This window comes from Xanthomonas sp. CFBP 8445 (genome assembly GCF_025666235.1).
Classification (GTDB): Bacteria; Pseudomonadota; Gammaproteobacteria; order Xanthomonadales; family Xanthomonadaceae; genus Xanthomonas_A; species Xanthomonas_A indica.
This window is the reverse complement of record NZ_CP102594.1, coordinates 272,201-284,470: the sequence shown is the minus strand read 5'-3', so window position 1 is coordinate 284,470 and position 12,270 is coordinate 272,201. Positions and strand designations below refer to the sequence as shown.

Genomic DNA, 12,270 nt, shown 5'->3' with positions numbered 1-12,270 from the left:
AATGCGCCTGACGCATCGGCGCACAGTCGCCGTGCGTCATCGCTAGGAACAATCCCGATCCTGGGAACACAACTGCATTGGCAGCGTGCCGCTGCGGCCTGAGCACGACAGGACGCGACACCGGCGGCGGTATGCCCGCCGCCGCCGGTGCCGGGAGCGCTCGCTTAGTGGCTACCGGCCGCAGCCGGCGCGGCCGCCGCGTCGCCCTTGATCACGCCGCAGGCCAGGCGGCCGCCGGCGTTGCCGGTGGGCTGGCTCTTGTAGTCGTCCGGGTCGGCGTGGACGATCACCGCGTGGTTGAGAATGTCGAAGCCATCGCCCTTGCCGATGTTGACGTTGTTGGACACCGCCGCGTCGATGGTCGCCTTGCCCTCGGCATCGGCCTTGAGGTTGGGCATGTCGCCGCCGTGGTGCGGATCGCTGCCGACCTGGCCGTGCTCGGTCTTGGCCGGGTTGAAGTGGCCGCCGGCGCTGCTGCCGTCGGGCGCGCTGCAGTCGCCGAACTCATGGATGTGGAAGCCGTGCTCGCTGTTGGGCTTGAGCCCGGTGATGGTGCCGGTGACGTGCACGGCGCCGTCGACGGTGGTGAACTTGACCTCGCCGGCCACTTCGTTGCCCTGGGTCGGGCTGAGCGAGGCGCTGGCGCTGCCGGTGGCATTGGCGGCGGCCGGCGGCGCGCTGGCCGCGGGAGCGGCGGCAGGTTCCGGGGTCGGCGCCGGCGTGGCCGCCGGTTCCTCGCGCTTGCAGGCGCTCAGCGCCAGGGTGGTGGCCAGGAACAGCAGACTGGGAAGGGTACGACGCATGGGGTTCTCCTTCGTTGCAGAGCCGCGGAATGCGGACGGACCTCCCAGGCGGACCCGGGCGGAAGTAGCGATGCGAGGTCAGCGCAGCGGGCGGATCACGCCGCAGGCCACGCGCGCGCCGGCATTGCCGGCCGGTTGGCTGCGGTAGTCGTCCGGGTCGGCATGCGCCACCAGCGCGCGGCCGACGATATCGTTGGCCGCGCCGCCGCCCAGCACCACGCCGTGCAGCAGCACGTCGATCTGCGCGGTGCCGTCAGCGTTGGCGTTGAGGTTGTCCATGTCGCCGGCGTGGTGCGGGCCGTTGCCGGCGCGGCCGTGCGGTGCGCCGAGTGGATTGAAGTGGCCGCCGGCGCTGCTGGCGTCGGCCGCGCTGCAGTCGCCGCGCTCGTGCACGTGGAAGGCGAAGCTGCGGTTGGGCTGCAGGCCGCCGAGCGTGCCGGTGATGCGCACGCCGCCGGGCGCGGCGACCAGCGACAGCTTGCCGCTGACCAGGCTGCCGGAGGCCGGTGCCAATACGGCCTGCGCCTGCTGCACGGTGCCGGCGCTCGGCAACGGCGGGGCCTTGGGCGGCGGCGGCGGCGCCTTGGGCGGCGCGCTGCTGCACGCGGCCAGCATCAACAAGGCGCTCGCGGCGAGGGGCAATCCATAACGCATCGACATCGACTCCTGTGACAGGGCGAAACTAGAGGGGCAGCCGTGCAGACCTCATGAAGGCGCACGGCGCGCAGTCTAACCGGCCGGGATTCGGGATTCGGGATTCGGGATTCGGGATGACCAGCCTGCGGCTGTTGAGAGGCGGGATTCGGGATTGGGGATTTGGAGCGGCGATTTCCCATGCGCGGGCAGATGTCGCCCGCTGCATGGATGAGTGAAAGGGCATGACATCCCAGGGCATTGCGCCCAATCTCATAGCGCTACGCTTTTGCGAATCCCCAATCCCGGCTCTCAACAACCGCAGGCTGGTCATCCCGAATCACGAACTTCAGCGCCGCCGCCGCCCCGGCCCCAGCTTGCGGGTGACGGTGTTGCGGCCCACGCCCAGGCGGGCGGCGGCTTCGGCGCGGCGGCCCTGGGTGAAGCGCAGCGCCACTTCCAGCAGTGCCTTGTCGAAGCGCTCGCGGGCCTCGGCGTGCAGGCCCTCGGCGCCGTCGGACAGGCGCTGCTGCGCCCAGGCCGACAGCTGCACGTCCCACTCGCCGCCGTCGCCGGCGCGCTCGCGGCGGCCGCCACGCAGCAGGGCGGCCTCGACGTCGCCGGCGTCGATGATCTCCGCCGGCGCCAGCGCGGCCAGGCGCCAGCACACGTTCTCCAGTTCGCGCACGTTGCCCGGCCACGGATAGGCCCGCAACGCGTCCAGCGCCGCCGGCGCCAGCCGCTTGGGCGGGGTGTCGAGCTTGCGCGCGGCCATCGCCAGGAAGTTCTCGGCCAGTTGCGGCACGTCGGCGCGGCGCTCGCGCAGCGGCGGCAACTGCAGCCGCACCACGTCCAGGCGGTGCAGCAGGTCGGCGCGGAAGCGGCCCTGCTCGACCAGCGCTTCCAGGTCCTGGTGGGTGGCGGCGATCACCCGCACGTCGACCCGGATCAGTTCGCGCCCGCCGACGCGGAAGAATTCGTTCTCGGCCAGCACGCGCAGCAGCCGGGTCTGCAGCGGCAGCGGCATGTCGCCGATCTCGTCGAGGAACAGGGTGCCGCCGTCGGCCTGCTCGAAGCGGCCGATGTGGCGGCGCTGGGCGCCGGTGAACGCGCCGGCCTCGTGGCCGAACAGTTCGCTCTCCAGCAGCTCGGCCGGGATCGCGGCGGTGTTGAGCGCGACGAACGGTTTGCGCGCGCGCGGCGACTCGGTGTGCAGCGCGTGCGCGACCAATTCCTTTCCTGTGCCGGTCTCGCCGTTGATCAGCACCGACAGCGGCGCCTGTGCCAGCCGGCCGATGGCGCGGAACAGCGCGCGCATCGCCGGGGTGTCGCCGATCAGTTCGGTACTGCCCTGCCCGGCCGGCGCCACTGCCGGCGTCGCGGCGATGGCGCTGCCGGCATCGGGCAGCGCGCGCGCGGCCAGCGCCACCGCGTCGTCCAGGTCGAACGGCTTGGACAGGAACTCGTGGGCGCCGCCGCGGAACGCGCCGGCGGTGCTGGCCACGTCGGTGTAGGCGGACATCACGATCACCGGCAGTTGCGGATGCGCGGCCTTGAGCTTGTCCAGCAGCACCAGGCCGTCGTCGCCGGGCATGCGCACGTCGGTGAACAGCAGGTCGGGCATCGGCCGCTGCGCCAGCGCCTGCAGCGCGGCGGCGGCACTGTCGAAGCCGTCCACGCTGTAGCCGGCATCGCGCAGCGCGGTGGACAGCACGAAGCGCACCGAACGGTCGTCGTCGACCACCCAGATACGTTGCGTTCCTTGCAGGGAATCGGTCATCGCAGTGCTCCTAATCGGTGTCCGCTGCGCGCTGCGGCAGCAGCAGGGTGAACACGGTGTGGCCGGGGCGGGAGCGGTAGGTCAGCGAGCCGGCATGCTCGCGCGCCACCTGCTGGGCCAGCGCCAGACCCAGGCCGCTGCCCTCGGCGCGGCCGCTGACCAGCGGCAGGAACAGGTGCTCGGCCAGTTCCTCGGGCACGCCACGGCCGTCGTCGACGATCTCCAGGCGCAGGCCGCGCACGTGCACGCGGTCGCCGATGCGCTGGCCGTGCTCGACGCGGGTGCGCAGGGTGACCTGCGCGGCGCCGGCCTGGATCGCGTTGCGCACCAGGTTCCACACCGCCTGGGTGAGGCGGTCGGCATCGCCGAGGAATTCGGGGATGCTGGGGTCGTAGTCGCGCTGCAGGCGCACCGACCAGCCGCCTTCGTTCTCGGCCAGGCGCAGCACCCGCTCCAGCACCGCGTGGATGTTGAGCATGGCGTGCGGGCGCGCCGGCGCCGGCGACAGCAACTGGTCGAGCAGGCTGTTGAGGCGCTCGATCTCCGCGCCGATCAGTTCGATCAGCTCGCGCTCGTCCTCGTCGCGGTGCTGGGCGCGCCGCGCCAGCAGCTGGGCCGCGCCCTTGAGCCCGGCCAGCGGATTGCGCAATTCATGGGCCAGGCCCTTCAGCGCCGCGCTGAGCGCGTTCGGCAGGGCCTGCGCCGGGTCCAGCGTGGGGAATTCGTCGACCGGATGCGCTTCCAGCAGCCAACCGCCGTCGTCCAGCCGCGACAGCCAGCCCTCGGCGAAGCGTGGGGGCTCGCCGGGCACGGCCAGGGCCATGCGGTGCAGGCGCAGCACGTCGCGCTCGTCGTTGCGCAGGAACCGCGCCAGCGCATCGCCCTGCACTTCCAGCGAGGCCAGCGGCTGGTCGAGCAGGCGCCGCACGCTGACCCCGAGCCAGCGCGCGAAGGCAGGGTTGGCGCCGCGCAGGCGGCCGTCGGCATCGGCCCAGACCACCGGGGTACCGAGTGCGGAAAGCGGGGGCGGCGAGGAGTTCATGACCATTGCACCAATGTAGTGCAAAGGCCGGCAGGCGGCACGGGCGGGCGGCGCATGACGCGATCCCTGCCCGCGCAGGCGACGCGGCGGGCGGCCGCCTGCGGACCGGTGGGCGCTACTCCCCGGCCTTGCATTACGACGCAGCCAGGAATCTTGCGGAAAGCCGGGGGTGTGGCGAGGCGAATGGCCACGCGGAATACCTCGATCTTTTGAGAATGGCCGGCGCTTCCCCCCAGGAAGCGCCGGCGAAGGCCGCGGTCGCGAGGGCCGGCCACCAGCACCGGCCACACGCACTGCGACAAGGCCCGCGACCGCCGCCGCGGGCCGGCGAACCTCAGGACTCGTAGGCCGATTCGCCATGCGAGGTGATGTCCAGACCCTCGCGCTCGGCGTCTTCCGGCACGCGCAGGCCGATCACCAGCTTGGCGATCAGGAAGCCGACCACCGAGACCACGCCGATCCAGCCGACGGTGATCAGCACGCCTTCGGCCTGCACCAGCACCTGGTGGCCCATGGTCACGCCCTCGGCGTAGCCCATGCCGCCCAGCGCCTTGTCGGTGAACACGCCGGTGAGGATCGCACCGACGATGCCGCCGACGCCGTGCACGCCGAACACGTCCAGGGTGTCGTCGGCATTGAGCAGCTTCTTCAGCCCGGTCACGCCCCACACGCAGATCACGCCGGCGGCCACGCCGATGGCGATGGCACCGAACGGTCCCACGGTGCCGGCGGCCGGGGTGATGCCGACCAGGCCGGCGACCATGCCCGAGGCCACGCCCAGCGCCGAGGACTTGCCCTTGACCACCTTCTCGGTCAGCGACCAGGCCAGCACCGCCGCGGCGGTGGCCAGCAGGGTGTTGAGGAAGGCCAGCGCCGCGGTGGCGTTGGCTTCCAGCGCCGAGCCGGCGTTGAAGCCGAACCAGCCCACCCACAGCAGTGAGGCGCCGACGAAGGTCAGGGTCACGTTGTGCGGCTTCAGCGCGGTGTGGCCGAAGCCCAGGCGCTTGCCGACGAAGTAGGAGCCGACCAGGCCGGCCACGCCGGCGTTGATGTGGACCACGGTGCCGCCGGCGAAGTCCAGCGCGCCCTTGCCGAACAGGAAGCCCGGGGCCGACCACACCATGTGCGCCAGCGGCAGGTAGCCGAAGGTGAACCAGATGACCACGAACAGCAGCACCGCGGCGAACTTCACCCGCTCGGCGAAGGCGCCGACGATCAGCGCGCCGGTGATGCCGGCGAAGGTCAGCTGGAAGGCGACGAACACGTACTCCGGCAGCTTGAAGCCCTTGGAGAAGGTGTCGGCCAGCGTGGTGGTGTCGACCCCGACCAACAGCGCCTTGTGCAGCGTGCCGATGAACGGGCCGCCGTCGGCGAACGCCAGGCTGTAGCCGTACACCACCCACAGCACCGCGATCAGCGAGAACACCACGCCGACCTGGATCAGCACCGACAGCACGTTCTTGGCGCGGACCATGCCGCCGTAGAACAGCGCCAGGCCGGGCACCACCATCAGCAGCACCAGCAGCGTGGAGGTGAGCATCCAGGCGACGTCGCCCTTGTCCACCACCGGCGCGGGCGTGGCCGCGGCCGGCGCGGCCGCCGGTGCGGGCGGCGGCGTCAGTTGTTCGGTGACCACGTCCGGCGTCGGCGCGGGAGTGGTTTCGGCCTGGGCGAAGGCGTTGCCGGGCACGCCGACCGCCATCGCGCTGACCAGCATCAGCATGCATACCGCGTAGAACCGGGCCTTCCACCCGGCGAACAGACCTGTCTTCATGAAGGGCTCCAAGGTGGGGTTAGAGCGCATCGGCGCCGATTTCGCCGGTACGGATGCGGACGACCTGCTCGATGGCGGTGACGAAGATCTTGCCGTCGCCGATCTTGCCGGTGCCGGCCGCGCCCTGGATCGCCTCAACCACGGCGTCCAGACGCTCGTCGGTCACCACGGTCTCGATCTTGATCTTGGGCAGGAAGTCGACGACGTATTCGGCACCGCGATACAACTCGGTGTGGCCCTTCTGCCGACCGAAGCCCTTGACCTCGGTGACGGTGATGCCGGACACCCCAGCCTGCGACAAGGCCTCGCGGACCTCGTCGAGCTTGAATGGCCGGATGATGGCGGTGATCAGTTTCATGCGCATACCCCGTTGGTGGAAGGAACCGGCCGCCGAAGGCCGACCGGCACTGGGCCCATCGCCCGCGCCGCGAACGGCGCGGGTACTGCTGCGCGATGCGTTCCGTGGATCACGCCGTGGCCCACCGCACCCGAGGTGCGGCGGCGACGGCGACGTGGGAGGGAACGTGGCCCACGGCACGCAAGCGCTGTGTTGCGCGGTACATCCCCTGGACAATCGATGACGCGATCTGCGGCGCGGACCACCTGCGCGGCTCCCCAGCCGGACAGGTGGCGGCGATGGCGAAGGAGGGAGGGGAAGCCTTCGCCATCGCCGCGCGTGGAACTCAGTTGGCGTAGTACAGCTGGTATTCCAGCGGGTGCGTCGCTGCGCGGAACTTGGTCACTTCCTGCATCTTCAGCGCGATGTAGCCGTCGATGAAGTCGTCGGTGAACACGCCGCCGGCCTTGAGGAACTCGCGGTCGGCATCCAGCGCTTCCAGCGCCTGGTCGAGGCTGGAGCACACCTGCGGGATCTGCTTCTCCTCTTCCGGCGGCAGGTCGTACAGATCCTTGTCGCTGGGCGCGCCCGGGTCGATCTGGTTCTTGATGCCGTCCAGGCCGGCCATCATCAGCGCGGCGAAGGTCAGGTAGCCGGACTGCAGCGGATCGGGGAAGCGGATCTCGATGCGGCGCGCCTTCGGGTTGGACACCCACGGAATGCGGCACGAGGCCGAACGGTTGCGCGCCGAGTAGGCCAGCATCACCGGCGCCTCGAAGCCCGGCACCAGGCGCTTGTAGCTGTTGGTGCCGGAGTTGGTGAAGGCGTTGATCGCCTTGGCGTGCTTGAAGATGCCGCCGATGTACCACAGCGCCAGCTGCGACAGGCCGCCGTAGCCGTCGCCGGAGAACAGGTTGGTGCCGCCCTTGGCCAGCGACTGGTGCACGTGCATGCCCGAGCCGTTGTCGCCGACGATCGGCTTGGGCATGAAGGTCGCGGTCTTGCCGTTGCGGTAGGCGACGTTCTTGATGATGTACTTCATCATCATCAGCTCGTCGGCCTTCTTCACCAGCGAGTTGAACTTGGTGCCGATCTCGCACTGGCCGGCGGTGGCCACTTCATGGTGGTGCACTTCGACTTCGATGCCGACCTGCTCCAGGGTCTTGCACATCTCGGCGCGCAGGTCCTGCAGCGAGTCGGTCGGCGGCACCGGGAAGTAGCCGCCCTTGACCGCCGGACGGTAGCCGCTGTTGCCGCCTTCGATCTTGCTGCCGCTGCTCCAGGCCGCCTCTTCCGAATCGATCTTGAAGAAGGTATGGCCCATCTCGTTGCCGAAGCGCACGCCGTCGAAGATGAAGAATTCCGGCTCCGGGCCGAAGAACGCCTGATCGGCGATGCCGCTGGACTTGAGGTAGGCCTCGGCACGCTTGGCCACGCCGCGCGGGTCGCGGCCGTAGCTCTGCATGGTGGCCGGATCGAGGATGTCGCAGGTCAGCACCAGGGTCGGATCGGCCATGAACGGATCGACGAAGGCGGTGTCGGCGTCGGGCAGCAGGACCATGTCCGACTCGTTGATGCCCTTCCAGCCGGCGATCGAGCTGCCGTCGAACATCTTGCCTTCCTCGAACAGCGCCGGCTCGATGATGCTGACCGGGAAGGTGACGTGCTGCTGCACGCCGCGCATGTCGACGAAGCGCAGGTCGACGAACTCGATCTTGTTGTCCTTGACCAGCTTCTCAATAGTTTCCGCAGACATTCGATGCAACCTCGGGTTGTGAAGGGCGTGAGCGAGTATCAGCAATCGCCATGCCAAGCGTGTGGCACTCACAAGCCCTTGATTCCGCTGAAGCGTGCACGCGAACGATGCAAATGCACTGCACTTAAGTGGTGCATTTGCAGATGAACGCACCAAATTTGTGCGCAAGGCGGATGCTCTATCCTTGCCCAGCTTCCCCCTCCCCCAAAACGCGACCCTCTCCTCCATGAGCGATCTGTTGTCGGCCCTGCTGCTGGGCATCATCGAAGGCCTGACCGAATTCCTGCCCATCTCCAGCACCGGGCACCTGTTGATCGCCGAGCGCTGGCTCGGCCACCGTTCGGACTTCTTCAACATCGTGATCCAGGCCGGCGCGATCCTGGCCACCACCCTGGTGTTCCGGCAGCGCCTGTGGGACCTGGCCACCGGCCTGGGCGACCGCGCCAACCGCGACTACGCGTTCAAGCTGGGCGCCGCCTTCCTGGTGACCGCGGTAGTCGGCCTGGTGGTACGCAAGGCCGGCTGGCAGTTGCCCGACAGCGTGCAGCCGGTGGCCTGGGCCCTGGTGATCGGCGGCGTGTGGATGCTGGTGGCCGAGTACTTCGCCGCGCGCCTGCCCGAACGCGAGACGGTGACCTGGACGGTGGCCATCGCGGTCGGCCTGGCGCAGGTGGTGGCGGGCGTGTTCCCCGGCACCTCGCGGTCGGCGGCGACGATCTTCCTGGCGATGCTGCTGGGCCTGAGCAAGCGCTCGGCCGCGGCCGAGTTCGCCTTCCTGGTCGGCATCCCGACCATGTTCGCGGCCAGCGCCTACTCGTTCCTGGAGCTGTACAAGGACGGCGGCCTGGGCAGCGAGAACTGGGGCGACGTGGCGCTGGCCTTCGTCGCCTCGATGGTCACCGGCTTCGTGGTGGTGAAGTGGCTGCTGGGCTACATCAAGTCGCACCGCTTCACCGCCTTCGCGGTGTACCGCATCGTGCTGGGCGCGGCGCTGCTGCTGTGGCTGCCGGCGGCGTGAGGGGTCGAGTCCGCTAGGCGCTGCGCGCCCCGACCCTCACCCCAACCCCTCTCCCGGTGGGAGAGGGGCTCTAGCTACTCCCTTCGCCCATCGGGAGAAGGTGCCCCGAAGGGGCGGATGAGGGTACGGGCGAAGCCTCGCAAGGACAGATCGGCTAGGCGCTTCGCGCCCGACCCTCACCCCAACCCCTCTCCCGGTGGAAGAGGGGCTTTGGCTTCTCCTTCTCCCGCCGGGAGAAGGTGCCCCGCAGGGGCGGATGAGGGTGCGGGCGAAGCCTCGCAAGGACAGATCGGCTAGGCGCTGCGCGCCCCGACCCTCACCCCAACCCCTCTCCCGGTGGGAGAGGGGCTTTATGGTTCACTTCGCCGCTGGATTGAGGCTGTAGGTGCCATGCAGGCTGGCTTCGGCCAGCACGTGGCCTTGCATTGCGCGCAGGGCGTCGGCGGCGGTGAAGCGTGCCGGGACGTCCAGCCGCGCCACGTCCAGGGCGAACAGGCGGAAGAAATAGCGGTGCACGCGCAGGTCGTTGGCCGGCGGATACGGGCCGTCGTAGCCGTGGTAGTCGCCGCCCATCGCCGCGTCGCCGGCAAACCAGTCGGTGTAGCTGTTCAACCCCTGCCGCGCGCCCGCCAGGCCGGGCGGTTGCCGCTTGCCCTTGGCCACCACACCGTCGCTGGCGCTGCCCTCGGCGATCTCGCGCAGGTCGGCCGGCAGGTCCACCGCCACCCAATGCACGAATTCGGTGCGCGGTTGTTCGACCGGGATCTGCACGTCGTCGCGGCCGACCATCTCGGCCACGGTCGGCACGTCCGGATCGACGCACAACAGCACGAAGGATTGAGTACCGGCCGGCACCGCGTCCCAGGCCAGGTGCGGGTTGCGGTTGCCGCCGAAGCCGTCGGCCTGGCCCATCGCGTAGGTCGCGGCGATGGGCTGACCCGGCTGGATGCTGTCACTGCGAAGACGCATGCGTGATCTCCTTGGGAATCAGGTTTCAGGGTAACCAAGGCGCACCGCCACCGGCGTCAGCAGCGCGAACGCGGCGGCCAGCGGGCCGGCGTAGGCGCGCCAGTGGCCGACGGCCAGGCGCGGCGGGCCGACCGTGGCGATGGTCGGGAACGGCATGCCGAACGCCTGCTCCAGCGCCGCCGCCACGCCAGCCGGATCGTGCTCGGTCCCGTCCAGGCGCACCAGGTGGTGCGGATACAGGTCTTGCTCGTGCAGGTCGGCGACCTGCGCCAGTACCGCGGCCAGCCACTGCGCGCCGGTCTCCGGCGAGGCCAGGCCCAGCGGCGCCGGGGCGCCGTTGGCCAGCCAGTCCAGCAGCATGTCGCGCGGGTCGCGCAGCACCACCAGCAACCGCCCTTCCGGCAGGTGCGGGCGCAGCGCGCGCAGCAGCGCGTTGTCCCACCACAGCAGCCAGTCGACGATGTTGCCGTCGCCGACGCCGCGCGCCAGCAGTTGCGCACGCCACTCGCTGACCAGCGCCGCACCGTCCAGGGCGCCGCTGTCCAGTTCCTCGACGCTGCGGAAGCGCTGCAGCCCGTCGGTCGGCGGCTGCGGGCCGAAGCGGTCGCCGCGCAGCACCGGGCTGGCCGCGTCGATCACCGCAATCACCCGCTCCACGCCGCTGCCCGGGGGACCCCAGACGAACAGCGGGCGCGCCTGGTTCTGCGGGTCGACCGTGCCCAGCGGCGGCCACTGCGCCGGGGCTTGGCCCAGCGGCGGCAGCGGCAGCCGGTGCGGCAACTGTTCCTGCTGGAAGGCCGTCCATGTCGCCAACGCGTCTTCCGGGCGCCCGGCCGCATCCTGCACCGCCGCCAGCCACGGCCGCACCACGGTGCGGTCGTGTTCGGGCATGCGCTGCATCAGGCCGCGCACGTGGGCGATGGCGGCATCGTGCTCGCCGCGCTCCAGCAGCGCCTCGACCAGGCGTTCCTCGCCGCTGAGCCGGCCCGGTTCCAGCGCCACGATGCGCTGCGCCACGGCCTCGCCCTGGTCGCGCTCGCCGGCCATGTCGTGCACGCGCAGTTGCGCTTCCAGCGCCGGCACGTGCGCCGGCATCGCCGCCTGCCAGCGTGCGATCAGCGCGCGCGCCTCGGGGCCGCCCACCGGCTCCAGCGCCAGCCGCGCCAGCCACAGGTCGTGGGCATCGGTGGTGGTGGCCAGCGCCGCTTCCAGGGTGGCGCGGGCATCGTCGAGGGTGCCCAATCGCTGCCAGGCGATCAGCGCGGCGTGCAGGGTGCGGCGGTCGGCCGGCGCCACCGCCAGGGTGCGGCGCAGATGCTCCAGCGCCTCGGCCGGGCGGTCGGCCTGCAAGGCGTATTCGCCGGCCAGCCGGCGCATGTTGGGGGTATCGCCGGCCGGAGCGGCCAGCACCGCTTCCAGCGCGGTGATGGCGTCGTCCAGGCGGCCCTGGCGGTAGGCCAGCTGCGCGACCAGCGCCAGCATCGCCGCGCTGGTGCCCGGGGTGAGCGCGGCGACGCGGCGGAACGCGGTCTCGGCGAAGGCGAAGTGCTGCTTGTCCAGGTAGGCGAAGCCCAACGCGTAGAGCAGGCGCGGGTCGTCCGGCAGGGCATTGCTGGCACGCGACAGCAGCGCCAGCGCACGGTCGGCGTCGCCGCGGCGCAGCGCCAGCATGCCGTCCACGCCGAGCAACTGCGGATGCTCCGGCTGCAGGCGCGCGGCGGTGCGGCTCAGCCGCTCCACTTCGTCCAGGTCGCCGCGGCCCAGCGCCAGGTGCGCGCGCATCACGTAAGCGAGGAATTCGTTGGGATCCAGCGCCGCGGTCTGCGCCAGCGCGTCCTCGGCCTGGGCCAGGTCGTTGGCGCTGACCAGCATGCCGGCGTGCAGCAGGTGCAGGCTGGCGTCTTCCGGTGCCAGCGCGATCGCGCGGCCGATGCTGTCCAGGGCGGCGGCGGTGTCGCCGTGCTGCTGTTGCGCCAGCGCCAGCCAGCGGAAGGCCTGCGGGTCGTCGGCGGCCTCGGCGGCCCAGGTCTGGGCGAGACGCAGCGCGTCGGCGGTGTCCTGGCGGCGCAGGGCGTCGAGAATGGGCTGGTGCATGTGGGTCCGGCGTTGGGGCAAACCCGCATTGTAGCGGGAGCGTCGGCCCGCCCTGCGCGGGCGT

The 12,270-nt window shown here is 70.7% G+C and carries 10 protein-coding genes; 1 reads left to right on the top strand and 9 read right to left on the bottom strand.

From position 1 onward, the window contains the following. Positions 1-164 precede the first annotated feature (164 nt). From NUG21_RS01245 to glnA, 7 genes are all read right to left on the bottom strand, one after another. Positions 165-803, bottom strand: a complete 639-nt coding sequence (locus NUG21_RS01245) for a superoxide dismutase family protein (protein ID WP_263392060.1) — start codon at positions 801-803, stop codon at positions 165-167. Between the two features lie 78 nt (positions 804-881). After that, positions 882-1,457, bottom strand: coding sequence for a superoxide dismutase family protein (locus NUG21_RS01240; protein WP_160947908.1), 576 nt, complete (start codon positions 1,455-1,457; stop codon positions 882-884). Positions 1,458-1,785: 328 nt separating this feature from the next. Further along, positions 1,786-3,216: a nitrogen regulation protein NR(I) gene (gene ntrC, locus NUG21_RS01235; RefSeq protein WP_263392059.1), complete on the bottom strand. Its 1,431-nt coding sequence runs from the start codon at positions 3,214-3,216 to the stop codon at positions 1,786-1,788. Between the two features lie 10 nt (positions 3,217-3,226). Further along, positions 3,227-4,264, bottom strand: coding sequence for a two-component system sensor histidine kinase NtrB (locus NUG21_RS01230; RefSeq protein WP_263392058.1), 1,038 nt, complete (start codon positions 4,262-4,264; stop codon positions 3,227-3,229). Between the two features lie 328 nt (positions 4,265-4,592). Beyond that, positions 4,593-6,032, bottom strand: coding sequence for an ammonium transporter (gene amt / locus NUG21_RS01225; RefSeq protein ID WP_263392057.1), 1,440 nt, complete (start codon positions 6,030-6,032; stop codon positions 4,593-4,595). A 19-nt stretch (positions 6,033-6,051) separates the two neighbouring features. Then, positions 6,052-6,390 carry a P-II family nitrogen regulator gene (locus NUG21_RS01220; RefSeq protein WP_010341076.1) on the bottom strand — a complete coding sequence of 113 codons (339 nt, stop codon included), beginning with the start codon at positions 6,388-6,390 and terminating at the stop codon, positions 6,052-6,054. Between the two features lie 325 nt (positions 6,391-6,715). After that, on the bottom strand, positions 6,716-8,125 hold the full coding sequence (glnA, locus tag NUG21_RS01215; RefSeq protein WP_160947912.1) for a type I glutamate--ammonia ligase: 1,410 nt from the start codon (positions 8,123-8,125) through the stop codon (positions 6,716-6,718). A gap of 226 nt (positions 8,126-8,351) precedes the next feature. On the opposite strand from glnA, the gene NUG21_RS01210 reads away from it, so the two are divergent. Next, positions 8,352-9,143, top strand: coding sequence for an undecaprenyl-diphosphate phosphatase (locus tag NUG21_RS01210; RefSeq protein ID WP_010341074.1), 792 nt, complete (start codon positions 8,352-8,354; stop codon positions 9,141-9,143). Positions 9,144-9,500: 357 nt separating this feature from the next. On the opposite strand, the gene NUG21_RS01205 is transcribed toward NUG21_RS01210, so the two are convergent. Next, positions 9,501-10,112 (bottom strand): YbhB/YbcL family Raf kinase inhibitor-like protein, encoded by a 612-nt coding sequence (locus NUG21_RS01205; RefSeq protein WP_019798258.1) that lies wholly within the window; start codon positions 10,110-10,112, stop codon positions 9,501-9,503. An 18-nt stretch (positions 10,113-10,130) separates the two neighbouring features. Continuing rightward, entirely contained in the window at positions 10,131-12,206 is a 2,076-nt protein-coding gene (locus NUG21_RS01200; protein ID WP_263392056.1) for a tetratricopeptide repeat protein, read from the bottom strand. Positions 12,207-12,270 lie beyond the last annotated feature (64 nt).